This is a genomic window from Candidatus Limnocylindrus sp. (assembly GCF_040397235.1).
In the GTDB taxonomy this organism is placed as follows: Bacteria; Chloroflexota; Limnocylindria; order Limnocylindrales; family Limnocylindraceae; genus Limnocylindrus.
Genome location: NZ_JBBAWH010000001.1, coordinates 100354 through 125461, shown reverse-complemented (window position 1 = coordinate 125461; position 25108 = coordinate 100354). Strand labels below are relative to the sequence as shown.

General features: G+C 64.9%; 20 protein-coding genes. 1 reads left to right on the top strand and 19 read right to left on the bottom strand.

Going from position 1 to position 25108, the window contains the following annotated elements; genetic code table 11:
- Nucleotides 1-4: 4 nt before the first annotated feature.
- From AC3LB0_RS00645 to typA, 15 genes are all read right to left on the bottom strand, one after another.
- Entirely contained in the window at nt 5-943 is a 939-nt protein-coding gene (locus AC3LB0_RS00645) for a tyrosine-type recombinase/integrase (protein ID WP_488649248.1), read from the bottom strand.
- The gene (locus tag AC3LB0_RS00640) at nt 943-2619 is read right to left on the bottom strand and encodes a DNA repair protein RecN (protein ID WP_488649247.1); all 1677 of its coding nucleotides are present in this window, start codon (nt 2617-2619) and stop codon (nt 943-945) included. Before AC3LB0_RS00640 ends, AC3LB0_RS00645 begins: the two co-directional genes overlap by 1 nt.
- Nucleotides 2616-3467 (bottom strand): NAD(+)/NADH kinase, encoded by an 852-nt coding sequence (locus AC3LB0_RS00635; protein WP_488649246.1) that lies wholly within the window; start codon nt 3465-3467, stop codon nt 2616-2618. The genes AC3LB0_RS00640 and AC3LB0_RS00635 overlap by 4 nt, the downstream gene beginning before the upstream one ends.
- Before the next feature lie 57 nt (nt 3468-3524).
- Nucleotides 3525-5495 carry a 1-deoxy-D-xylulose-5-phosphate synthase gene (gene dxs, locus AC3LB0_RS00630; RefSeq protein ID WP_488649245.1) on the bottom strand — a complete coding sequence of 657 codons (1971 nt, stop codon included), beginning with the start codon at nt 5493-5495 and terminating at the stop codon, nt 3525-3527.
- Nucleotides 5488-5775 (bottom strand): exodeoxyribonuclease VII small subunit, encoded by a 288-nt coding sequence (xseB, locus tag AC3LB0_RS00625; protein WP_488649244.1) that lies wholly within the window; start codon nt 5773-5775, stop codon nt 5488-5490. The genes dxs and xseB overlap by 8 nt, the downstream gene beginning before the upstream one ends.
- A complete protein-coding gene (gene xseA / locus AC3LB0_RS00620; protein WP_488649425.1) occupies nt 5762-7033 on the bottom strand; it encodes an exodeoxyribonuclease VII large subunit in 1272 nt (423 codons plus the stop codon). The genes xseB and xseA overlap by 14 nt, the downstream gene beginning before the upstream one ends.
- Entirely contained in the window at nt 7030-7587 is a 558-nt protein-coding gene (gene efp / locus AC3LB0_RS00615; protein ID WP_488649243.1) for an elongation factor P, read from the bottom strand. The genes xseA and efp overlap by 4 nt, the downstream gene beginning before the upstream one ends.
- A 63-nt stretch (nt 7588-7650) precedes the next feature.
- A complete protein-coding gene (locus AC3LB0_RS00610) occupies nt 7651-8871 on the bottom strand; it encodes a M24 family metallopeptidase (RefSeq protein ID WP_488649242.1) in 1221 nt (406 codons plus the stop codon).
- On the bottom strand, nt 8871-10058 hold the full coding sequence (gene mltG / locus AC3LB0_RS00605; RefSeq protein ID WP_488649241.1) for an endolytic transglycosylase MltG: 1188 nt from the start codon (nt 10056-10058) through the stop codon (nt 8871-8873). Before mltG ends, AC3LB0_RS00610 begins: the two co-directional genes overlap by 1 nt.
- The gene (gene ruvX, locus AC3LB0_RS00600; RefSeq protein WP_488649240.1) at nt 10055-10561 is read right to left on the bottom strand and encodes a Holliday junction resolvase RuvX; all 507 of its coding nucleotides are present in this window, start codon (nt 10559-10561) and stop codon (nt 10055-10057) included. Before ruvX ends, mltG begins: the two co-directional genes overlap by 4 nt.
- Complete coding sequence (alaS, locus tag AC3LB0_RS00595; protein ID WP_488649239.1) at nt 10558-13287, bottom strand: alanine--tRNA ligase; 2730 nt, start codon at nt 13285-13287, stop codon at nt 10558-10560. Before alaS ends, ruvX begins: the two co-directional genes overlap by 4 nt.
- A 30-nt stretch (nt 13288-13317) precedes the next feature.
- Nucleotides 13318-13587, bottom strand: coding sequence for a hypothetical protein (locus AC3LB0_RS00590; RefSeq protein WP_488649238.1), 270 nt, complete (start codon nt 13585-13587; stop codon nt 13318-13320).
- Nucleotides 13584-14738 carry a tRNA 2-thiouridine(34) synthase MnmA gene (gene mnmA, locus AC3LB0_RS00585; protein WP_488649237.1) on the bottom strand — a complete coding sequence of 385 codons (1155 nt, stop codon included), beginning with the start codon at nt 14736-14738 and terminating at the stop codon, nt 13584-13586. Before mnmA ends, AC3LB0_RS00590 begins: the two co-directional genes overlap by 4 nt.
- A 2-nt stretch (nt 14739-14740) precedes the next feature.
- The gene (locus AC3LB0_RS00580; RefSeq protein ID WP_488649236.1) at nt 14741-15895 is read right to left on the bottom strand and encodes an aminotransferase class V-fold PLP-dependent enzyme; all 1155 of its coding nucleotides are present in this window, start codon (nt 15893-15895) and stop codon (nt 14741-14743) included.
- Nucleotides 15896-15905: 10 nt separating this feature from the next.
- On the bottom strand, nt 15906-17768 hold the full coding sequence (gene typA / locus AC3LB0_RS00575; RefSeq protein ID WP_488649235.1) for a translational GTPase TypA: 1863 nt from the start codon (nt 17766-17768) through the stop codon (nt 15906-15908).
- Between the two features lie 43 nt (nt 17769-17811).
- Here typA and AC3LB0_RS00570 point away from each other — a divergent pair, with 43 nt between their 5' ends.
- On the top strand, nt 17812-18342 hold the full coding sequence (locus tag AC3LB0_RS00570) for a hypothetical protein (RefSeq protein WP_488649234.1): 531 nt from the start codon (nt 17812-17814) through the stop codon (nt 18340-18342).
- Here the strand turns inward: AC3LB0_RS00570 and aspS are convergent.
- From aspS to AC3LB0_RS00550, 4 genes are all read right to left on the bottom strand, one after another.
- Nucleotides 18339-20195, bottom strand: coding sequence for an aspartate--tRNA ligase (aspS, locus tag AC3LB0_RS00565; RefSeq protein ID WP_488649233.1), 1857 nt, complete (start codon nt 20193-20195; stop codon nt 18339-18341). The genes AC3LB0_RS00570 and aspS overlap by 4 nt on opposite strands.
- Before the next feature lies 1 nt (nt 20196).
- Nucleotides 20197-21471, bottom strand: coding sequence for a histidine--tRNA ligase (hisS, locus tag AC3LB0_RS00560; RefSeq protein ID WP_488649232.1), 1275 nt, complete (start codon nt 21469-21471; stop codon nt 20197-20199).
- Nucleotides 21468-23723, bottom strand: a complete 2256-nt coding sequence (locus AC3LB0_RS00555) for a RelA/SpoT family protein (protein WP_488649231.1) — start codon at nt 23721-23723, stop codon at nt 21468-21470. Before AC3LB0_RS00555 ends, hisS begins: the two co-directional genes overlap by 4 nt.
- Nucleotides 23720-25108 (bottom strand): Mur ligase family protein (locus AC3LB0_RS00550; protein WP_488649230.1); only part of this gene is annotated, 1389 nt, incomplete at its 5' end. The genes AC3LB0_RS00550 and AC3LB0_RS00555, both read right to left, overlap by 4 nt.

Below are 25108 nucleotides of genomic sequence, written 5' to 3'. Positions count from 1 at the left end.
CTGCCTAGGCCCGCGGGTGGGCCTTCCGATACGAATCTCGCACGTGGCTCCCGAGCAGGTGGGTGTAGAGCTGAGTCGTTGCGATATCAGCATGGCCGAGGAGTTCCTGCACCACACGGAGGTCTGCCCCGCCATCGAGGAGGTGCGTCGCAAACGAGTGGCGCAGCGTGTGGGGGTGGATCTCACGTCCGAGGCTTGCCGCCACGGCAGCAGTACGAATCGCAGACCAGGCCGACTCTCTACGCAAGCGCACGCCGCCGCGTGCCAAGAGGAGCGCCTTCGGCTCTGGGGCAGATCCGCTCGCACGGCTCAGCGCCTGCTGATGAATCGCACGCCAGTGGCCGAGGTAGGCCTGAATCGAATCGAGGGCTGGCTCCCCAATGGGCACGATCCGCTCCCGTCGACCCTTACCGAAGAGACGGACTGATCCATCATCTAGATCCACGGAGTCCAGGTCCAGATCAACGATCTCACTGACGCGACCACCCGACCCGTAGAGGAGTTCACCGAGTGCGCGGTTCCGCGCCGCATTCGCACGAGCGATGTCGCTCTCATCGGCGGGAGTGCCCAGCGCCGTCAGTAGACATTCAACCTCTTCTACGCCCAACACCGTTGGCAGGGTACGTCGCGATCGCGGCAGATCGATCTCATCACTGATGGAGCGCGCGATGATCCCTTCGCCCTCAGCGAATCGATAGAGAACGCGCAGCGCTGCAGCTCGCCGCCGCATGGTGGAGAGTGCGTTGCCAGGCTGGGCGATCCACTCCTGCGCCGCCTTGGCCGAACTCTTCCAGGCACCGCTCGCACCGAGTGATTCCGCAAACGACTGGTAGTCCCCGCGGTAGGCAGCAAGGGTGCGAGGCGCGAGGTTTCGTTCTACTCCGAGATAGAGGATGCAGGAGTCAATCAGGCGATCAATCTCGCTCCGTGACGCCGTGGGCATTAGCGGCCGCGACGTGCGTTGGCCAAGAGTTCGTTGGCGGCGGCGGTTGCGCCGCTGCCAGCCCCTTCGCCGGCCAGCATTGCGGCAAGCTCTACCACCCGCTCCTCGTCGGTAAGGCGCTGCACCTGCGTCAGGGTGCGACCATCCACCTCACGCTTTGAGACGCGCAGGTGAATGTCGGCTTGCGCCGCCACCTGCGGCAGGTGCGTGACGCAGAGGACCTGGTGCTGCGCAGAGATGCGACGCAGGCTTCGCCCGAGAGTCTCCCCCGCCCGCCCGCCAAGTCCAGCGTCAATCTCATCAAAGACCAGGGTGCGCGCCTCACTTGCATCACTGAGCGCCTCTTCAATCGCGAGCGAGACTCGACTCAACTCGCCGCCAGAGGCAATCTTGGCAATGGGGCCGGCTGGCTCGCCCGCATTCGGGGCAAACATGAACGAAACGTCGTCTCCGCCGCCCTGATCGACGGCGCATGGCACCCCCTCAACGAGTGGATCGCCATCTGTGCCGCCGCGGGGCGCAAGCGGGATCGCGAAGCTTGACGGCAGGTCGAGCGCAGTCAGTGCTGCGTTCACCGCCGATGCCAGCGTTGCGGCGCCCGCCCGTCGCACCGTTCGAAGTGCGGTGGCGGCCTCGCCGATGCGTGCGTTGAGCGCAGTGAGCTGCTCGGTAATCTCGCTCCGGCGCTCCTCTGCGCCATCGAGACGCGACACCTCTTCGCGTGCACGCGTGAGCGCGACAAGGAGACCCGCCTCGTCGGTGCGGAAGCGTCGCTGCAGCGCCAGCAGGAGAGCTAGCCGGTCTTCAAGCTCACCCAGGCTGCGCGCACCTCCCGCGAAGGGTGTGAGTCCCGCCGCTTCGCGCCCAAGGTCGTCGATCTCAATGGAGAGTGCGCTGACCCGCTCTTGCAGCGCTGCGGCGTCGCCATCAAGCCGAGCCAACTCTCGCGCAATCCGTTCAGCGATCGCCGCGCGGGCTCGCAAGCCGCTGCGGTCCTCGTTCAACGCCTCCCGTAGCTCGTCATGCAAGGCAGAGATGCGCTCGCTATTTGAGGCGCGACGCAACTCCTCCTTGAGCTCCGCCTCTTCGCCCTCGCGAACCTCGGCGGCCTCAAGATCGTCTCGCTCCGTGCGCGCAACTTCCAAAAGGGCGAGACGACGCGCGTCATCGCCACCGAGGCCTTGGAGCTCCTCGTGCAGGGTGCCGCGCTGCTGAATGAGGCTGGCGACCTCGGCACGATGCCCCTCGGCCTTCGACCATCGGTCGAGCAGCTCGCGCTGCCGCCCAGGGTCACCGAGGCGCTGCTGGTCATGTTGGCCATGAATATCAATGAGTGGGCCGATCTCGCCAGCGAGGCGGCCGATTGTCACCAACTCGTCGTCAATGCGGGCAACGGAGCGCCCCTCGGCGTACACCTCACGAACGGCGAGCTGGTCGCGACCCTGCGCTGAAATTTGCAGATCGACACGGAGGCGGTCGGATCCGGCGCGTACGGCCCCTGAGTCTCCGCGGCCACCGCGCGCGAGCGCGAGAGCGTCAACGAGGAGTGACTTCCCCGCCCCAGTCTCGCCGGTGAGCACGGTGAGGCCGAGCCCAAATTCCACACGAACCGCATCGATGATCGCGAGGCCCGCCACGCCAAGCTCGCGAATATGCGAACCCTTCGGCGCACTCACCGTGGGAGGAGGTCGACCTTCTGGCGGACAAGATCCCAGAATGGGGCGGCGCCCTGCAGTTCAACAAAGTTGATTGGCTGCTCTGCTTCAGTCACGGAGACGCGATCGCCAATCTTGAGTGGCTGATCGATCCAACCGTCAATAGAGACCACCGCATCTTCGCCCTGCACCACCGTACAAGTTACGGTTTGTGTTGCAGAGACGGTGACGGAGCGCAGCGTTGCAAGATACGCGGCAATCGGCGTCACGATGAGGTTTCGACTCGTAGGCTCAAGGATTGGACCGCCGGCTGAGAATGAGTAGCCGGTTGAGCCAGTTGGCGAGGAGACGATCACGCCGTCAGCGATGTAGGTGGCCAGGTGGCTCTCACCAACGGCGACATCGAGCCGAAGGACGCGTGGAAGGCGACCGCGAGCGACGACCACGTCGTTCAGGGCATCGAGCTGTTCGGTGCGACCGTCACCATGGTGAATGGTCGCGCGGAGTGCCATGCGGGGCTGCGTCGTCCAACGCTTGGCATGGAGGGCGTCGAGGGTCGGCTCAATCTGAAACGCCTCAGCGCGCGCAAGGAATCCGATCTTGCCAAGGTTGACGCCGAGCAGCGGGGTGGTGGTACCGGCAACGGAAGAGGCGGCACGCAAGAAGGTACCGTCACCACCGAATGAGATCAGGACCTCGGTGCCAGGGAGCGCTGACCGTACAGCGGCAACCTCTTCGGCCGCGTGCCCCCAGCACTCAACGCCGTTTGCGGCACACCAACCGGCGGCCTCATCCCACGCCTCTTGGGCAAGGTCGTTGGTCGGGTTGTAGACAAAACCGAAGCGGCGCATGGCTACATCATCGCACATGGGAAACAGCGTTCGCGTTCCCTGCAGGGGTCCACTCGGCACAGCGAACGGCGGGGGTTACTGGTTGCGCGCGCTCCAGGCGGCCCGAATACGGCGCTCAATCCCAGCCTCGTCGAGGCCGATCAGCGTGCGGAGATCGGCAACGCTGCCGTGGTCAACGAAGCTGCCAGCCGGGATCCCGATCGTGGCGATAGAAGCCTTGACGCGGCGGCCAGTTGCCGCTTCGTGCGCTGCGAGCGACTCCACAACGGCACTACCGAATCCACCAGCCTCAACGCTCTCTTCAAGCGTCACGATCAAGTCAGCGGTCTCGCCGTAGCGGCGCACCATTGCGTGATCAAGCGGGTTTGCCCAGATGGCGTTCACGAGCGCGACGGAGATTCCCTCGGCGCGCAGGCGTGCGGCGATCGGCGCGACGCGCTGAATGATTGGCCCAAAGGCCATGATCGCGATCTGGTTCCCCTCTTCGAGCACCTCTGAAACCCCAACAGGCAGGATCGTTGGCGCTACCTCTGGAACGCCCACCACGCTGTCGCGTGGGTAGTGCAGGGCGAATGGGTGATCTTGTGCCAGCGCGGTGCGAACAAGCGAGCGCAGCTGCTGCTCATCCTTCGGCGATGCAACAAGGAGCCGTGGAATCTGACGCTGGGCGGTAAGCATGAACATGCCCTGATGGCTCGTGCCATCTTCGCCAACCAGGCCCGCACGGTCCACCCCGATCAACACCGGCTGATCGTTCTGGCAGACGTCGTGCACGATCTGGTCCCACGCTCGCTGCAGGAAGGTTGAGTAGATCGCGACCACCGGACGACCACCACCCATGGCAATACCGGTCGCCGCAGCAATTGCGTGCTGCTCGGCAATGCCCACGTCGTAGAAGCGATCTGGATAGGCGGTGGCGAACTTGTCGAGCCCGGTCCCCGTCGGCATCCCTGCCGTAATGGCCACAATGCGCCGGTCGGTCGCAGCGGCGGCAACCACCTCAGCGGCGAAGAATGAGGTGTAGTTCGGTACCTTGGCCGGCGTCGCGATTGGATCCGCACCCGCCTTGCCGTAGCTATCGGTGGCGCCAACCGGAACCTTGGGGAGTGCTGCGCCGTGGAAGGTGATTGGATCGACCTCCGCTGGGCGATAGCCGCGACCCTTCTGCGTGCGCACATGCACGATCACTGGGCCGTTCATGGTGAAGGCCTTCGCGAACGCCTCTTCGAGTTGCGCTCGGTTGTGCCCATCAAGCACGCCGACGTAGGTGATACCGAGGTCTTCAAAGAGGCGCCCTGGCTCTTGCACGAAGGAGACGACGGAGCGGCGCAGGCTCTTCGACCATGCAGCAAGTTGCGTGCCAACGAGCGGCACGCGCGAGATGGTGCGGTCGTACCAGCCCTTACTCTCGCGCCAACGTCCTGAGAGCTTCACCTTTGAGAGATAGGTGGAGATTGCCCCGACGGTTGGCGAGATGGACATCTCGTTGTCGTTGAGCACGATCAGCAGCGGTGTGCCGCGATCGCCAATATCGTTGAGTGCCTCCAGGCTGAGGCCGCTCATCAGTGCCGCGTCGCCAACGATGACCGCGACCTTCTCGTTGCTGCCGCGAACATCGCGCGCTAACGCCAGCCCCTGGCCGATCGAAATTCCGGTGCCAGCATGCCCGCCATCAAACACATCGTGTGGAGACTCGGTGCGTCGTGGGAAGCCACCGATGCCGCCGAGTTGTCGCAGCGTACCGAACCGCGCAAGGCGGCCAGTCAGCAACTTATGTGGGTACGCCTGGTGTCCGGTGTCAAAGACGATGCGGTCCACCGGCGAGTTCATCACCCGGTGAAGGGCGACCGTCAATTCCACAACGCCGAGGCTCGGCCCGAGGTGTCCGCCCGTAACGGCGGTCGTGGCGATGATGGCGGTGCGAAGCTGCTCTGCGATCTGGTCGAGCTCTGCGCTTGAGAGCGACTTGAGTCCGGCGGGGCCGTCGAGGCGAGCGAGCAGTGAGTCGGCGCCAACGGCGCGCAGTGCGACCCCTTCGTCAGGCATCCTCGTCCTCCTCTTCGTCATCAGTCAGCGCCGTTGATCCATCTGGGAGCAGCTCTTCGACTCGCAGGCGTGCAGCCTGCAACTGCGCCTCAGCGTGCTTCTGGAGCGTGACGCCCCGTTCGTACTGCCCTACTGCAGCCTCAAGATCTGCATCTTTCGTCTCAAGATCATCAACGATGGAGCGAAGTTCCGCAACGGTCGCCTCGAAGGTCGCCGGAAGCGCGGCGTTCGCGTCTGCATGGCGGGCGCCACGTGCTGGGGTGACCTTACGCTTCGCCATCTGCCACCCCCTTCGCTCGCTCTGTCACGGTTGCCCGAACGGCACCCTTGGCCAGGCGGATATGTAACGACGCCCCAAGGGGAGCATCTCGCCAAGAGCGTACCGCCCTTCCCCCATCCCCCGCCACAATCGCGTATCCGCGTGCGAGAACCCGCAGGGGTGAGAGGGCACCGAGAAGGAGGTTCAGCTGCCCGAGAGCGTTCGCCGACCCCTGGAGGCTCGCGAGGGCTGCGCGCGTCAGGTCATCGGAGAGCTGCGCGACGCGCTCTTGCGCTCGCTCGATCCGGTCGAGCGGACTGACATCATCAAGGGCTCGCGCCACCTCGTGCAGGCGACGCTCGGCACGGTCGACAGCAAACGCCAGCGCTCTACCGCCGCGATCACGCAGCCGCGCGACGTCATGCCGCGACTGCAGCAGATCACTCGAAAGTGCGGCGGCGCCGATGCTCGGTGTGCCAGCGCGCAGATCCGCCACCAGATCAGCAAGGGTCACATCCGATTCGTGCCCGACCGCAGAGACGATTGGGGTTGCAGCGGCGGCGATGGCACGCAGCACCCCCTCAACATTGAAGGCACCAAGATCGTCACTCGATCCGCCACCACGCGCCAAGAGCAGCACGCTGATCGCGTCGGGGCGACCGCTGCGTCGCTCCTTCACAGCGCAGGCGTCAATTCGTGCGATCGCCTTGGCGATCTCTTCGGGTGCGCCAGCCCCTTGCACCGCGGTGTGCACAACGACCAAGCGAGCCAGTGGCGCCTCGCGGCGTAGCACCCGCAACACGTCGTGCAGCACAGCGCCAGAGGTGGAGGTGATCAGACCAATGCCGCGTGGCGCATGCGGGATCGGCCGCTTACGGGCCGTATCAAAGAGGCCCTCTGCCTGCAGCGTGCGCTTCAGTGCCTCAAGCTCTCGCGAGAGGAGGCCCATCCCACCCGCTCGCTCCACGGTTGTGGCGACCAGCTGATAGCGGCTCCGCGGGCTATAGAGATCGATGCGGCCACGGACAACAACAATCTCGCCGACCGCTGGCGTCTCTTCACCGGGACGAATCGCTCCGCGGAAGCGAACTACATCGAGTGTGGACTCTTCATCTCGAAGGGTGAGGTACTCATGTCCAGCGGAGCTGCGCATGGCACTCTGCACCTCGCCAACGACAACACAATCGGTTAACGACGGGTCGGCGCTGATGCGCTCCTTAATGCGGGCGGCGACATCGGAGACGCTGAGCGCCTCGACGGGAGCGTCAAACTGGTTCAGACGCGCGTCTGGTACTCGCCCGTTCGTGTATCAACGCGAATGACGTCACCCACGCTAACGAAGAGCGGTACCTGGACGACCAGACCTGTCTCGAGGGTTGCCGGCTTTCGTGTGCCAGTCGCCGTGTCGCCAGCGAAGCCGGGATCGGTTTCCGCGACCTTGAGATCAAGGTTGATCGGCAGCTCAACGCCGAGCGTCTCGCCCTCGTAGCTGATGCGGTCGAGCTGCAGGCCGTCCTTGATGTAGTCCTTGGCATCTCCAAGCTGCGTAGCGGTGATCACGAACTGGTCGTAGGTCTCTGTATCCATGAAGGTGTAGTCGTCGCCCTCGGAGAAGAGGAACTGTGCCGTGCGGCGCTCCATCGTGGCGCGCGGGAACTTCTCGCCCGCCTGGAAGGTCTTCTCAACGATGGACTGCTTGCGAACGTTGCGGAACTTAATGCGAACCTGCGCAGAGCCACGCCCCATCTTGATGTGGTGATAGTCAAGGATCTGCCAGAGGTCACCCTCAAGCTCAATCACGACGCCCTTCTTCAGTTCACCGGTTGAGATCATGTCGAACTCCCCTCTACTCGGCCGAACGCTGCGGCGCCGTGTGCATCTTCTGCATTCTAGCCGTCAGCCGACGACTATGGGATCGGACGGGAAGCACGTCAGGAGTTCCAGCGTTCCCTTCGTGGCATCAACGGCAACGAGGTCTTCAATACGTATGCCGATCCGATCCTCGAGATAGATGCCAGGCTCAACGCTGAAGACCGTTGGCGACGGGAGCGGATCCGCGCTTGCGGCACGGGAGAGGCTGGGGGCCTCGTGCGTCTGCAGCCCAATGCCGTGGCCGAGGCCGTGGTCGTAGATGCCGACCCCAGAGCCCATGGCCCGTCGCGTCTCTTCGTCGCAGCTGCGGCCGGAGGGCATGGCGGCGCTGGGCTCCGCGATGGCGCGGCGCAGCAGGTCAAAGGTTGCAGCCTGACCACGATGTACCTGCTCATAAAGTGCGAGGTCTGCATCACTCGCGGCCCCCACAAAGAGGGTCCGGGTCATGTCGCTCCGATAGCCGCCCACTTGTGCGCCGAAATCAAAGAGGATCACCTCGCCGCGTGCTAGCGCACGTGCGCTTGGGCTCCCGTGCGGCAGCGCGGCGTTGCCGCCAGCCAGCGCAGCCACGTCGAATGCGAGTGCCTCGGCGCCGTCCTCGCGCATGCCGCGCTCCAGTGACCACGCCAGTGCCGCCTCGGTGACACCGGGCTGAATCTGCGGCAAGAGTCGAGCGAGCGCACGGTCAGCCACGGCACAGGCGGCGGTGATTCGCTCGATCTCTGCTGGCTCCTTGCGCGCACGCTGGACGCCGCCGAACCCCTTCACAGGCACCAGCTCTACGCCAGATGCGGTTGCAGCGATGCGCTCCCAGACGGCGTGTCGCACCGCCTGTGGATCGAGCCCGCAGCGTCGCACGCCGTGCGCCACCAGCCAGTGCCCAATTGTTTCGCCCGCGTCACTGCCGTAGTCAAGTGCGGTCGCCAGTGGAGCCTCGCGTCGCGCCTGCACCGTGTAGCGCGAGTCAACAAGCACGGCGAGATCGTCGTCGCTCACCAAGAGCCAGCCGCTAGAGCCGGAAACGGGCTCCTCGTTCGGCCCGAACTCCATCCCCGAGAAGTAGCGGGCATCGGCGTGCGAGGTCAGCAGCAGCGCATCGAGGCGCTCATCAGCGGCACGGGCACGGAGCGTGGTCAGCCGACCAGGTCGCGCCGCATGATCGGCCGCGCGCCATCGCTCAAGGTCGTGCGCTGTTGGGGCCAGAGCAAACTCTGCAGGCAGCGGCAGCGCTGTGCGCGCGCGCATCACTTCCAGCCGTAGTTTCGGGCCTTCGCCTCGTGCTCGGCGAGGGTCTTACTGAAATCATGTCGGCCGCCGCTATCTGGGATCAACACGAAGTAGAGCTCCTTACGGCTTGAATCGGGCTCTCGAGCCGCGATGATGGAGGCGAGCGTTGGGGAACAGAACGGCGCTGGCGGAACCCCCCCTCGCACGAACGTGTTCCACGGCACGAGATCTGCTGGGACGCGCGGCGGAATCAGCCCCGAGTACGGCTTCGCTGGGAACCTCCAGAACTCGTAACTCGCCCACTTTGACAAATTTAGTTTGCGCAGCGCCGCCGAGTCGGCAACCCAGATGATGGACGGGTCAGCAAAGAGTCCCTGCCCGAGCTGCAGACGATAGGTGTACACACCGGCCATACGCGGCCGCTCGTCATCAACGGCGGCCTCCTTCTCCACGATAGAGGCGATCGTCAGGATCTCGTTAAACGAGTAACCACCAGAGCTCCCCCGATACTGCTCGGGCACCTGCTCTGCGAAGCGATCAAGCAGGATGCGCACGAACGTCTCCGCGGACGCCGATACGGGAACGCTCAAGGAGCCGGAGCCGAGGCGGCCCTCCAGGGTTCCCCCCTTCGGCAGTTCGAGCCACGGGTAATCAGCGATGAGTGCGGCGCTCGGCGTGCGCAGGATGGACAGCACATCTGCTGGCTCAAACGGCAGTTCGAGCGTGGTGAGCTTCGCAACGATCTGCTCAATGCGAAGCCCGGCACGAATATCGACGCCAATCGTTGGCTCACGATACGGATCCGTCAGCGCGGTGGCAACCTCGGTGGGGGTCATGGAGGCTGCAACCTTGAAGGTTCCCGCCTGTAGCTTTCCGTCGAGACCGGCGGCGCGCACTGCATAGATAAAGCCAACCTCGTCAGCGATCAGCCCAGCATCGCGCAGCTGGCTGGCGATGGCGGCGGTCCCCGTTCCTGCGGCAATCTCCACCGTTACCAAGGTGGTGTCACTTCCTGCAGGTTCGGTTGTGCGGGTGCCGAGGCGCTCCTGGATGATGTCGCTGATGATCGGCAGCGTGGCGATCCCTGGGGAGCGCACGCCCGCTGTGACGAGTGCGTCACCGATCAGTGATGGGGCGACAACGCGGAGTAGAACGAGAGTGAGCGCGAGCCCTGCTGCAATCTTCACCAGGGCAGGGCGCTTCATGTCGCTGACTCACTCAGGTCAACGGCCAGCGTGGTTGGATCGACGAGCAGCTCTGGATTGAGAGCATCTTCAAGAATCAATCGCGCCGCTTCGCGGTCGACAGCGGCGCGGCGGGCCTCGCGTCGGGCTGGGCCTGGTGCGCCACCGTTGCTCCCCCGTGCCGCTCGGCCGAGCGATGCCTCGGCGCGCTGAGACGAGTAGCGCTCATCAACGAAGGTGATCGGCAGCTGCAACGCATGAGCCACCTCGGTCGCCCAGCGCAGGGTCGCGGTCGCCTGGGGACCGACGCTCCCATCACTGTTGAGTGGTAGGCCCACCACAAGTTCCGTCACGCGCCCCTCAGCGGCGATGGTGCGTAGTCGTTCGGCGTCAGCTGACGCGGTAGGGCGACGCATCATCGTTGGGAGCCCACGTGGTGCCGCGGAATCTTCTCGAATGGCGAGGCCGATGCGCCGTTCGCCGAGATCGATGCCGAGGGAGCGGCGTGGCGGCGTAGCGCTCATGAACGTGTCACCGCGACGCCGAGTGCCTTCGCGAGTGCGTTGGCCGCCTCGTCAGCGCTGCTGCCAACGGCGCCGCGACCCTGCCCCATCGCTGGTCGTCCGCCTCCGCGCCCACCGAGCGCGGTTGCCGCAGCGGCGGCGAGTGCGCCAGCGTCATGCTCGGTACTCCCCTCAACAGAGACGAAGATCTCCGAGCTTTCGGCGGGGCGCACGAGCGCAAGGACACCAGGACCCATCTTCTTTCGGAGCTGCTTCGCCGCCTCCTTCAAGGCCTCATCATCTTCAACATCAAGCATCGCAACGAGCATCGAGAGCGCGCCCTGCTTGGTCGCCTGTGCTGCGAGAGCGGCGAGGTCAATGCGGGCTGAGCCACCAGCCTTCGCGCGACGCTTCGCCTCTTTCAACTCCACCTGCAGGGCGGCAATGCGCTGCGGCACCGTGTGGGCATCTTGGGCACCTGCCGCCTCAGCGCTCGCCTCAAGGGTGCGCGACTGCTGTCGCAGGTATTCGTCAGCGGTTGCTCCGGTGAGCGCCTCGATACGGCGCAGCCCAGAGCCGATGCTCCGCTCGCTGGTGATCACGAAGCTCCCGATCTGACCGGTGGCGCGACAGTGGGTGCCACCACAGAGCTCGTGCGAGTACTCCTCCATGCGCACGGTGCGCACAGTTTCGCCGTACTTCTCATCGAAGAAGGCGTCGGCGCCAGCCTTGACCGCCTCGCCCATGCTCATCTGCGCGACGACAACCGCCATATCCTCTCGGATGGCTCGTCGCACCTCGGCCTCCGTCTGATCGCGTTCATCTCGTGTGAGTGAGCGCTCGAGGGGGTAGTCAAAGCGCAGGTAGTCGGGGTGCACGAGCGAGCCACGCTGCTTCGCATCTGCCCCCGCAACAATACGAATCGCTCGGTGGAGGACGTGCGTCGCCGTGTGGTTGCGCATCGTGGCGGCGCGACGCACCGGCTCGACGCGCATGGCGACGGCATCTCCCACCTTGAGGGGTGCCGCGGCGCGAACGGTATGAACGGTGAGCGCGCCAACTGGACGCTGCGTATCGCTCACCTCGGCGAGGATCTTCCCGCGCGCATCAAGGATCTGTCCCGCATCACCAACCTGTCCGCCGCGCTCCGAGTAGAACGGGGTGCGACCAACGATCAGTTGCCCCTCGTCGCCCGCCGCTAGCGCAGGGACCTCGGCACCGTCGCAAAGGAGAGCCAAGATCGTGCTCTCAGCCTCAAGTTGTTCGTAGCCAACGAACTCCGTCTCACCTAGGCGTCGCAGGATCTCTTCATAGAGGGCGGTGGTCACGGCGATCTCCGCAAGGGCGGCCTTCTTGCCGCCGCGGCTGCGTTCACGCTGCTCGGCAAGAGCGCTCTCGAAACCGGCGCGGTCAACGGCGACGCCGCGCTCAGCGGCGAGTTCAACGGTGAGATCAATCGGGAAGCCGTAGGTGTCGTGCAACTTGAAGGCAATCTCGCCGCCGAGCCTTGGACTTGCAGCGGGTAGATCATCGGCGCGACGGCCAACGACGCTCTCCCCTGCACCAAGTTCGGCGAGCGCATCGCCGAGCAGGCTCGAACCGGCATCGAGCGTTCGTGCGAACTGCGCCTCTTCCCGCTCGATCCCTTCGAGGATCGCCGTCTCTCCATCACGCAGGTACGGATACGAAGGCCCCATGATTGCCACAACCTCGTGAGCGATAGCGCCAAGGAACGGCCTGGTGATGCCGAGCAGACGTGCGTGACGCACCGCGCGGCGAATGATGCGGCGCAAGACGTAGCCACGCCCCTCATTCCCCGGTCGCACCCCGTCGGCGAGCAAGAAGGTGACGGCGCGCGAGTGATCGGCAATCACCTGATAGCTGAAGCGCTGCACGTCGAACTCGGCCATGGAGTGCTTCGTGATCTTGCGCATCGCCGCGTGGATCGGTAGGAAGAGGTCGGTGTCGTAGTTGGAGAGCACCTGCTGCGAGACGCTGGCGAGGCGCTCCAGGCCCATGCCGGTATCGACGCTCTTGAATGGGAGTTCGGTGCGTCGGCCATCAGGGTGCTGCTCGTACTGCATGAAGACGAGATTCCACACCTCCAGCCAACGCGGGCAGTGCTCGGAGTGGTCTGGGAGACAGTCGGCGCCGCACGAGAGATCTGCGCCACGATCGAAGTGGATCTCGGAGCAGGGGCCGCATGGGCCCGTCTCCGCCATGCGCCAGAAGTTCGCATCGTTCCCCTTGTCAACGTCGCCCCAGCGCGCGAGTCGACCGGCGGGAACGCCAACCTCCTTCAGCCAGATGTCGGCCGACTCATCGTCATCGCTGTAGACCGTAACGGCGAGGCGATCGGCGGGGATCCCGACCTCGACGGTGAGGAACTCCCAGGCCCAGAGGATCGCATCGCGCTTGAAGTAGTCCCCGAACGACCAGGAGCCGAGCATCTCAAAGAGGGTGTGGTGCCGTGGTGTTCGGCCGACCTCTTCAAAGTCGTTGTGTTTGCCGGCAACACGTAGGCAGCGTTGATAGTCGACGGCGCGGCGATACGAGCGAGTCTCGGCACCACTGAAGAGCTCCTTGAACTGCACCATCCCCGAGTTCGTGAAGAGGAGGGTCGCGTCGCCAGCGGGGACGAGCGAGGCGCTCGGCACCTGGGTGTGTCCACGCGCCTCAAAGAACGCCACGAACCGAGACCGAAGGTCGGCGGCGCTCTGCGTTGGGATTCGAGGATCGCGTTCCACGCTCGGAGTGTACCCGAGGGGATCGCCGCCTTAGGGTCGCTGCCCTCGCTCCCAATCGGTCGCAATCCGTGCGGTGAACCGCTCGCCAAGGAGCGCACCAATCAGCGGAGCTGGCCACGCCGTGCCACCCACGGGGTAGAGGCCGCCCAGCAGGCGCTCCGCCGCCACCTGCAGCACCAGGGCGCCAACGACCGCACCGAGGAGCCCGACAGGGAGGGATGCGCGCGCGGAGAGGAGCCTCCCGGTGAGCAGTGCCACCCCGACAGAGAGGGCGATGAGGAGCGGCGCCGGCTCAATCATGCGGAACGTTGCGGCCGGGCAATGCGCGCGCCAGCGACGAGTGTCTCCCCGTCGTAGAGCACCACCGTCTGCCCTGGCGACGGCGCCCAGAGCGGGTCGTTCAGCGCGAGCGTTGCAACACCGCCACCAAGGCCCGTCACCGTGCCCTGGGCCAGGGCACCGCGATGTCGAATCCGCGCCAAGCCCTGCACCTGCACACCCTGGGCGATGAGCCCCTCTGGTGTTGCCGCTTCTACGAGTGGAATGCTACGCGCGTCGAGCGCTGCACGTGGCGCAATGGTGATGCGATTCGTCACAGGATCCACCGAGCTGACATAGCGCGCCGAGACACCACTCCCTGGGAGACCCCTGCGCTGCCCAATGGTGAACCCTTCGCTTCCGGCATGCGTTCCGACGACGGCGCCCGACTCGTCAACGACGTCACCCTCGCCGCGTGCGGCACCGCGTTCGCGCAGCAGGCTGCGGTAGTCACCATCGGGCACGAAGCAGATCTCTTGGCTCTCGGGCTTCTCTGCCGTGACGAGGCCGCGTGATCGGGCTACCTCACGAACTTCGGGCTTCGTCATGCCACCGAGTGGGAAACGCGCCCGCGCAATTGCGGCACTGTCGAGTCCATGCAGGAAGTAGGTCTGGTCCTTCTCAGTGTCGACGGCGGCACGCAGTCGCCAGGAGTGCCCATCATCAGAGACGGCGCGGCGGGCATAGTGCCCTGTAGCAACCGCGTCACACCCAAAGAGCGCACTCCCCTTGCCAACGAGCGCGCCGAACTTCACCGCCGTATTGCAGCCAACGCAAGGGCTCGGCGTCTCACCGCTCTGATACGCCGCCACAAATGGCTCCAAGACGGCATCGGCGAACTCTTGTTCTAGGTTTTGAATATGGAACGGGATGCCGAGGTGGTCGGCAACGCGACGCGCATCATCGGCGGCATCAAGGGTGCAGCAGCTCTTGCGATGTCCGTCACGCTGATCGGCCACGCTGTGCAGTCGCATCCACACGCCCACCACTTCATGGCCGGCCTCAACCAAGAGTGCGGCGGCGACCGATGAGTCAACGCCACCTGAGAGTGCAACCAGCACGCGTTCTGGTGCGGTTGCCTCCGGTGCCGCCTGCCAACCGATCGGGAGATCGCCGAGCGGTGTTGTTGTCACCGTCATGCTGGCACAGCCGTGCGCACACGCTCTAGCACCGAGCGCACCACCGTTGCCGCATGGCGCGCCTCCTCCACTGTTGATGCGCGCCCAAAGGTGAGGCGGAGACCGCCACGGGATTCACCTTCGCTATGCCCCATGGCGCGGAGTGCTTCAGATGGTTCTCGTGATCCGCTGATGCACGCGGAACCTGTCGAAGCGGCGATCCCTGCATGGTCAAGTGCCGCAACCAGGTCATCGCCGAGCGCCCAGTCGGCGGCATACGAACGATGCCCAGCGAGGCGTGTGTCGCTGGAAAATGGTGTGCCAGTCGGCACCAACCGGAGCGAAGTGAGTGAGCCGAGGGCATCATCGAAGGCGGTTGTGATGGTGGTGAGGTGCTGGCGTGTCTGTGCAGAGTGGAGCCGGTGCGCGCGATACGCGGCGGCGAATCCGGCGGCAAGGAAAACCGCCTCTGTGCCACCGCGACGGCCGCGCTCCTGACCGCCACCAACGACAAGTGGTCGCACCTTGGCATCTGCCGCACTGATCAGCGCGGCGATGCCGAACGGTCCGCCGACCTTAGCGGAGCCAACAACAAGATGCGCAGCTCCGGTCGCTTGGGCGTTCAGTTCGTGGTGGTATGCCGCCTGCACCGCGTCAACCACGAGTGCGCCGCCGCCGGATGTGCGCCAGGCGGTAGCGAAAGTCGCCCACGGCTGGATCGTGCCGACCTCGCCCGAGGCGAGGGCGAAGAGCCCCACCGCTCCAGGGTGATCAGCGCGAAGCGCTGCAGCCTGCATCACACCGTGGGCGTCGAGGGCGAGCAGCTCCACAGCGCCGCCCGCGGCAGCATGCTGCATCGCCAGGGCGCGGGATCCGCGGTGCTCCCCCGCGGTCGTGACGAGGGTGAGGGTCGGCGTCAAGGCGGAGTGGAGGCCGAGGGCGAGCGCCTCAGAGGCGGTCGCCGTGAAGGTGATCTGTCGTGGCTCCACGCTGAAATCCTCGGCGAGACTAGCCCGTGCGTCGTCAAGGATCGCTCGTGCACGACGAGCCTCGATATGTCCGCCATTCGGATTGCCGATGCCGGCGCGCTGCAGATCAGCCATTAAATCCACGACCTCTGGGAGCGTCGGCGATCCCGCCGCGTGATCCAAGAAGAGTCGGGTTGGCGTCATCAGACGAAGGCTACTGAGACTCCCGCATCTCGGCGCGGCGGCCCGCATCACGGCGTCGGTCGTTCTCGTTCAACAGGCGCTTGCGCAGGCGCAGCGCTGAAGGGGTCACCTCAATGAGCTCATCAGGGCCGATGAACTCGAGGGCGTTCTCCAGCGCCATGCGGCGCGGCGGGGTCAAGCGAATCGCCTCGTCGTGCGAGTGGGTGCGCATGTTGGTGAGCTTCTTCTCGCGGACCGCGTTCACATCCATGTCGCCAGGCTTCGCGCTCTCGCCAATGATCTGCCCCTCATAGGTCTGCTCGCCCTCATTGACGAAGAGTTCGCCGCGCTCCTGAATGCCATAGAGCGCATAGCCGGTGGTCATACCTGTGCGGTCGGAGATCAGGCAGCCGTTCGTTCGATGTGGGATCTCGCCAACCCACGGCTTGTAGCCGGCGGAGAGCTGATGGATCAGTGCGGTGCCGCGCGTCTCGGTGAGGATGCGACCGCGTACGCCGATCAGGCCGCGCGTTGGAATCAAGAAGTCGACGCGGGCGCGACTGTCTGCACCGTGTGAAATGTTCTCCATGCGCGCACGACGCTCGGCCATGATGCCGGTGATCACACCAACGAAGTCGACTGGCACGTCGATCGTGAGCTGCTCAAATGGCTCCTCAATGCCGTTCTCGGTTCGATGAAGCAGCACCTCTGGTCGTGAGACCTCGACCTCAAATCCCTCGCGACGCATCTGCTCAACGAGGATCGCGAGCTGAAGTTCGCCGCGGCCGCGCACCTGGAATGCTTCGCCTGAGTCGGTAGGGCTGACCTCAATCGCAGGGTTGCCGAGCACCTCTTTTTCGAGTCGGGCCTTCAACTGTCGTGAGGTGAGGAACTTTCCGTCCTTGCCACCGATCGGGCTCGTATTGACGCCGAAGGTCATCTGCAGCGTTGGCGGATCAACGTGGAGTCGCTCAAGTGGGCGCGGATCAGCTGGGTCGGTGATCGTCTCACCAATCTCAACGTCGGCGAGCCCGGCAATGCCAACGATTTCGCCAGGGCCGGCCTCAGCCACTTCGACGCGCTCGATCCCCTGCGGCAGGGTGAGGCTGGTGACGGTGCCGCTGACGGCGCTCCCCTCGCGAATGATGGTGATCTTGGCACCCTTGCGGACAATACCGTTGCGAATGCGACCGACAGCGATACGGCCGACGAAGTCGTTGGCGGCGAGGTTGGTGATCAGCACCTGCAGTGGGTGGCCTGGCTCGTGCATCGGTGCGGGGGCGGTAACGAGAACGCAATCGAGGAGTGGGATCAGGTCGGTGCCAGGCTGCTCCATGTCACGCGTGGCGGTACCGGCACGGGCATTCGTATAGACGATTGGGAAGTCGATCTGCTGCTCGTTCGCACCGAGATCCAAGAAGAGCTCGTAGACCTCGTCGATCACCTCCTTGATGCGCGCATCGGGGCGGTCGATCTTGTTGATGACGAGGATGACGGGGAGCGATCGTGCCAGTGCCTTCGAGAGGACGTAGCGCGTCTGTGGGAGTGGCCCCTCGGAGGCATCCACCAAGAGGAGGACGGCATCTACGGCGAGAAGGCTTCGCTCCACCTCTCCGCCGAAGTCGGCGTGCCCTGGGGTGTCGACAATGACCACGCGGACCCCCTTGAAGTCGATGGCGGTCTCCTTGGCGAGGATCGTGATCCCCTTCTCGCGCTCAAGGTCACCGCTATCCATGACGCGCTCAATGAGCTCTGCATTGGCCCGGAAGGCGCCGTTCTGGCGAAGGAGGCTATCGACCAGGGTGGTCTTGCCATGGTCAACGTGCGCGACGATACCGACCGTGCGGATGCCGGTTTGCGCGACGAGACCTGCGGGTGGATTAACTGTGGTCATCGAGAGATTCTCGCACGCTTCGCCGACCCGTATACTTCTGGGCATGACCGTTGCTGCGCACATCATCATTTCAGGCCCTCCGGCAGCCCCTGGGGTCGCCCGCCCAGAGCTCTCGCGACTGGTTGAGGCCGCCTGGTCTGGCGGCGCACATCCGATCCTTATTTCGGGCCTTACGACGGGCGAAGTTGCACCTACCTTGAGCCGTGCCACCTCCTCGGTGGAGTTCGCCGCAGTGGCTGCCGATGCGTTCGGTGAGGTTGCAGGAACGACGGCCGTCATCACCCTGCCGCTGAGCCATGCGGGCGTTGACCCAGAGACGATCACAGCGCTCATTTCGGGGCATGGCCGACAGAGCGAGCAGGTACTCGTCGCATCGCGAAATGGCGAGGCTGGCCCGATTCGTCTAACACCCATCGATCACGCCGATGCACCAGAAATCCAGTTGGAGTGCGGCGATGAAGGCGCGGTTAGCCCCTCTGATGGTCGTGCATCACTCGCCTACGAAGCGCCGCCCGCAGATACGAACGCTGTTGACCCGTGGGAGCAGCGCGGCTCCCAGGCCGAGGAGCGCTAGCTCTTAACTGGGCGCACCGAGAGGCCGAGTTCGGCCCACTGCTTCGCATCTGGCTCTGATGGTGCTTCGAGCATCAGGTCGCTCCCCGACTGCGTCTTCGGGAAGGCCATCACTTCGCGAATGTTGATCTGGCCGGCGAGCAGCGCCGCCCAGCGCTCAACGCCGATGGCGATGCCGCCGTGTGGCGGTGCGCCGTATTCAAACGCATCGAGCAGCGCGCCAAATTTGGCTCGTGCATCTTCAAGTGAGTGGCCCATCAGTGCGAAGGAACGCTCAAGGAGCGCGCGGTCGTGGATGCGAATCGAGCCACCACCAAGCTCCCAACCGTTCAGCACAATGTCGTACTGCTGCGCGAGCGCTCCCGCAGCGGGATCGCCCTCACTGCGCTTTGCAAGATCGCCCGACGTGGTGGCGAGCAGGTTGAGATGCTCGGGAACAGGCGCGGAGAACGGGTTGTGCGTTGCATCCCAGCGACCCGACTCAGCCTCCCACTGATACATCGGGAAGCGGTGCACCCAGCAGAAGGCGAGCACATCGGGATCGGCGAGTCCCATCTCGAGCGCTACCTCAACGCGCAGGCGACCGAGCACCTCAGCAGAGAGGATGCGCGGACCAGCGACGATCAGGAGCAGGTCACCATCGGCATGCGTTACTTTGCCGCCCGTTGCCGACCAGAGCGCGGCCGTCGCTTCTGGGGAGAGGAACTTTGCAATCGGCGAACGAACCTCACCATCCGGCTGCAACGCGATCCACACAAGACCATTCGCGCCGTAGCGCTTGGAGCGTTCGGTCAGGTCGTCGACGTCTGAGCGAGTGATCGCACCGCGGCCGGCAACACGCATGGCACGGATGCGTCCACCACTGGCGCGCGTCTCGTCGAACACCTTGAACCCGGTGCTCTCAGAGAGCGCAGCACCGAGATCGATCAACTCCATCGCAAAGCGAATGTCGGGCTTGTCAGAGCCGTAGCGCTCCATTGCCTCGTCGTAGGTGAAGGTTGGCAGGGGCAGCTGCTGAATTGGGCGATCGGGTCGGATGCGCTTCGTCACCTGGATCACCATCGCTTCGACATAGGCGCGCACGCTCGCCTCGTCAACGAAGCTCATCTCGATGTCAAGTTGGGTGAACTCTGGCTGACGATCGCCGCGCAGGTCCTCGTCGCGGAAGCAGCGGGCGATCTGGAAGTAGCGGTCAAAGCCCGCGACCATCAGGAGCTGCTTCATCTGCTGCGGCGACTGCGGCAAGGCGTAGACGCTCCCCTGCTGTAGTCGTGACGGCACGATGAAGTCGCGCGCACCCTCAGGGGTCGACTTGATCAGGATCGGTGTCTCCACCTCAACAAAGCCGTGTTCATGATGCACTTCGCGGATCGCCTGCACCATCGTGCTGCGCAGAAGGATTCGGTCGCGCAGTGGCTCACGGCGCAGGTCAAGGTAGCGGTACTTCAGCCGCAGGCTCTCGTCCACGGGGGCCTCGGTGTCATTGATATAGAAGGGTGGGGTCTTGGCCTGTGAGAGCACGGTCACGCTCTCACCCACGACCTCAATGCCGCCGGTGGCGAGCTTCTCGTTCTCGGTACCGGCACGTCGTGCTGCGACGCTCCCCTCAACGGCGATCACCCACTCACTCCGGGCGTCGGTGAGGGCGGCATGCGCTTCGGGGGCGACGGCGGCGTCAACGACCACCTGCACGATGCCGTAGCGATCGCGAAGGTCGATGAAGACGAGGCTGCCGTGGTCGCGTCGGCGGTGGACCCAACCGGCGAGCCGTACGCGTCGACCAACGTCGCTTGGGCGCAGTGCGCCGCAGACATCGCTCCGGAGGCTCGTGGTCAGCTTTGCCGCGTCGGTCATGCTACCCCTCGTTCTGCACCAGGCGGAGTGCCGCGGCGATCACGCCGCCACGCTCCGCTGGCTCCGCCTGACTCGCCTTGACAAGATCTCGCAAGGTGAGGCGCCCATCTGGCTCAACGATGATGACCGCCAACGCGCCATCGCGCACGGCGCCCTCCAGCTGCTTGCCGATCTTGCGTGTGCTGACGTCGGCACGTGCGCTCGCCCCCGCAGCTCGCAGTTCGCCGGCGATCGCCACGCGGCTCGCCACCGAATCGGGCTCAATGCCCGCGACCACAATTGCTGGGCCGCCCGACACTGCGGGCAAGAGTCCGCGCGCCTCCAGCGCGAGCACGACACGGTCGATGCCGATGGCGAAACCGATCGCAGGTGTGGGAGTTCCGCCGAGCAGTTCGACGAGTCCGTCATAGCGTCCACCGCCGCCGAGTGCCCCCTGCTGGCCCTGCTCCCCCGGGAGGAGGTACTCCCACGCGGTGCGGGTGTAGTAGTCGAGGCCGCGTACCAGTCGCGGCTCAGGGAGAACGGTGGTGCCGATCGTTGCCAGTCCCGCGGCGACCGCCGCGTAATGCGCCGCGCACTCGACGCAGAGGTGATCGGTAATGGCCGGTGCGCTCGCTGCGCGCTTCACCGCCGCTGACTCTTTGGAGTCGAGCAGGCGCAGCGGGTTCGTGGCGAGTCGTGACTGATCCACCGCGCTGAGCTCCTGGGACACCGGCGTGAAGTGGGCGCGCAACGTTTCGACGTACGCCGGGCGGCAGGCGGCACAGCCAACAGAGTTCAGATGCACCTGCACATCGGTGAGGCCGAGTTCACGCAGGTACGCGGCGCCGAGCTCGATCACCTCGAGGTCAATCCCTGGTCCACCATCACCGATGGCCTCAATATCAAATTGCGTGAACTGGCGATAGCGCCCCTTCTGTGGACGGTCGTAGCGGAAGAGCTGCGCAACAGTTGCAATGCGCACGGGCTGCGGCTGAGAGCGCATGCCGTGTTGGATGTAGGCCCGAACGGCGCCGGCGGTTGCCTCGGGTCGAAGCGCCAAGGTGATCGCATCGTCACCACGAGGCTCTAGCCGATAGAGCTCTTTCGCGACGATGTCCGAGGTGCCACCAACGGCGCGTTCAAAGAGCGCGCTCTCCTCGGCGATCGGCAACTCGATGCGTGCGTACCCGGCGGCGTCTGCGGCGGCCCAGGCGCGATCCGTGACCCAACCGTGCGCTGACGCGAGTGGCTCAAGCAGGTCGCGAAGTCCGCGAGGAGACTGGAAGCCGCTCACTGGTGCTGCTCCCGCGAGACGCTCCGAACACCGCGGACGCGCTCAAGTCGCGCCATCAGCCTGGCAAGTTCGCTAATGGAGCCGACGGCAAGGGTCATCAACATCTCCGCATTCGTTTGGCCTGTCGTCTGAACAGTAGCGGACAGGATGTTCACCTTCTGCTCCGCAACCACCTGGGTGATCTCCGTCAAGAGGCCGGTGCGGTCGAGTCCCTCCACGCGAATCGTCACTGGGTAGCTCTCCTTGGTGGCTGGCGTCATCTCCCACTCCACATCGATGAGGCGCGATGCCTCTCGGGCGGAGGTCGAGGCGTCGCAGCTGGCGAGGTGCACGGTGACCCCCTTGCCACGGGTAATGAAGCCAACAATGGGATCGCCCGGGAGTGGGCGGCAGCAGCGACCGAATCGCGTCAAGAGGTCGGGCACACCCTTTACGCGGATCCCGCCGGTTCGCTCAGCCGGGGCGACCGCCGCGGCGCTCGTGCTCAGCGGCAAGAGTGACTTCGCGTCGTCGGAGGCAACGCCGAGCCGTGAGACCACCTGCTGTGGGCCAACGGCGCCGTAGCCGATCGCCGCGTACAGGTCATCAACGCTCCCCTGGTTCATCTGCTTAGCGACCTCCTCGAGGCGATCTCGGCCGATCGACTCAAGGGTGGTGCGGGCGAGGCGGCGAAGCTCGCGCTCCAAGGACTCACGACCGTGCAGGACGTTCTCGTCGCGCTCCTGGTGCTTGAACCACTGTCGAATCTTGTTGCGCGCCTGTCGCGTAGTGGCCACATTGAGCCAGTCGCGACTCGGCCCATGCTTCCCGCGCGCCGTCACCACCTCGATGATGTCGCCCGACTTCAATCGATACTCTAGCGGCACCAGGCGATTGTTGACCTTCGCACCAATGCAGCGGTGGCCGATGTCGGTATGCACGAGATAGGCGAAGTCGAGCGGCGTTGCGCCGGCCGGAAGCTCTTTCACGTCACCCTTCGGCGTAAAGACATAGACCTGATCCTGGAACACATCAAGCCGGACGCCCTCAAGGAACTCTGAGGCGTCGGTAACGTCACGCTGCCACTCCAGTAGTTGGCGCAACCAGGCGAGCTTTGCGTCATAGGCGGCGTCTGGTTGCGTTCCATCCTTATAACGCCAGTGCGCCGCAATGCCGACCTCGGCGACCTCATGCATCGACCGAGTGCGGATCTGCACCTCAAGTGGGCGCCCGTCAAGCGCCACGACCGCAGTGTGGAGGCTCTGATAGAGGTTGTTCTTCGGCACGGCGATGTAGTCGTCGAATTGATTCGGAATCGGTCGCCACACGCTATGGACCGCACCGAGTGCGGCGTAGCAATCGCGGAGGTTCTCGACAATCACGCGAATGGCGTAGACGTCATAGATCTCCGAGAAGTCGCTTGATCGCCGCGCCATCTTCTTGTGGATCGAGTAGAGGTGCTTCGCGCGGCCGGAGAACTCCGCCTCAATCCCAGCGCGTTCAAGTTCTGGCTTAAGAACTGTGATCGCGCGCTCAACATAGTCAGCGCGCAAGTCCCGTCGCAGCTCAACCAAGCTCGCCAGTTCGTGATACCGCTCAGGCTCGAGCGCCTTGAAGGCGAGATCCTCGAGCTCCCACTTCATCTGCCAGATACCGAGACGCTCTGCGAGTGGCGCGTAGATCTCAAGCGTCTGTCGGGCGATGCGGCGCTGCTTCTCTGCTGGGAGCGCAGCAAGCGTTCGCATGTTGTGTAGCCGATCGCCGAGTTTGATCAGCACCACGCGGATGTCTTGCGACATGGCAAGGAACATCTTGCGAATGTTCTCGGCGTGCTGCTCTTCGGCACTCATTGCCGAGAACTTGCTCAGTTTGGTGACGCCATCAACGAGGGTGCCAACCTCATCGCCGAAGCGCTCTGCGATCTCGGCGGTGGTGACCGATGTGTCCTCTGGGACGTCATGGAGTAGCGCGGCCACGAGGGTTGCCGCATCAAGGCCGAGGTCGGCAAGAATCAGCGCCGCCTCAGCGGGGTGGGTCACATACGGCTCACCTGAGGCACGCACCTGTGCGCCGTGTGCCTCAACGGCGAAGAGGAAGGCATCATCAACAAGGCGTGCCGCCTCCGCCGTGCCGATCCCCGCGGCCACCTTGTCGCGCAGCGCCTCGCGGAGTGACTCGACCGGTCGCGCCAGTGCGCGGACCTTGGCGATCGGATCCGCGGCGGGGCGCTTGGCCCGAGGCGTCTTCTCTACTGGCTGCGGCTCAATGCTCATAGTTTTGGAGAATAGCCGAGCGACGAGAGCGCGCTACGTGCCGCCGCCGCCTCATCCCAGGCCTCGTCAACGCCGAGGCGTTCAATCGTTCGCTCATGCCCCTTCCCTGCCAGAAGCACGACGTCGCCCGGCCGGGCAGCGCTGATCGCCGCACGAATGGCGGCCGCCCGGTCGTGGAGGATCTCAACGCTGCTACCTGGGGTCGGAGAGGCGGCAAGGAGCGCGGCCCGGATCGCTTCCGCGATGCGATCAGGATCCTCGCCCCGCGGGTCTTCGTCGGCGATCCACACCAAGTCAGCATCCGTTGCGGCTTGCCCGACCGCCGTACGTCGGCCAGGATCGCGCTCACCTGCAGCACCGGTAACGAGCAGCAGGCGCCCTTCGGGGCTGCACAGCTCGCGCGCCACCGCCACCGACGCTGTCAGCGACGGGCCCGTATGGGCGAAATCAACGATGACGCGGAACGGCTGCGTGCCGCCAATCAGCTGGCTTCGGCCAGGGGGTCCGACCTCTGCCTCAACCGCCGCAATCGCGGCGGGGAGTGGCAGGCCCCATGCGGCGACGAGGGTGAGCGCTGCGGCCGCGTTCGCGGCATTGATGCGTCCAGGCATCATGAGGCGCAACTCCGCCTTCACGCCGTTGATCAGCACCTCGTGATCCGAGTAGGCATCGAAGCGGGCCACCTGCAACCCGGCAGCGGCAGCAGCATCGGCGAATGGCTGCACCGCTGGGTCGCTGGCATGCACCACCACCACACGCGGCAGTTGGCGTGCGCGACTCGCTGCGCTGCCCACTGTTCTCGCCACGAGCTTCGCCTTGGCGGCGCGATACGCATCGAGGCTCGCATGGAAGTCGAGATGGTCCGGTGAGAAGGTCGTGTAGATCGCTGACGCGAAGTTAATCGCGCCGACGCGCTCTAGCTGCAACCCGTGACTGGTGCTCTCAACGACCGCCGCCTCATCGCCAGCCTCCACCATCTCACGCAGCGCGCGCTGCAAGGCGGGAGACTCTGGCGTGGTCTGATGCGCAGCGGCCGCTCGCTGGGTGCCACCAACGCGGCTGATCGCCGTTGAGATCAGGCCAGTGCGCAGCCCAGCGGCGGTGAGTGCGGTTGAGAGGAACGTTGACGTGGTGGTCTTGCCGTCGGTTCCCGTCACGCCGATCGCAATGAGCTCTTCGGCCGGATCGCCCTCCCACCACGCCGCCGCAACGGCAAGGGCGGCGCGAGCATCGCGAACCACGACGAGCGGCACGATCGCGACACCCTCTTGCTCACTCAACACCGCGGCTGCGCCACGCTCAGCAGCGCTCGTGATAAACGTTGCGCCATCTGCGGTGCGACCAGGGATCGCAACAAAGATGCCACCAGTCGTGACCAGCCGCGA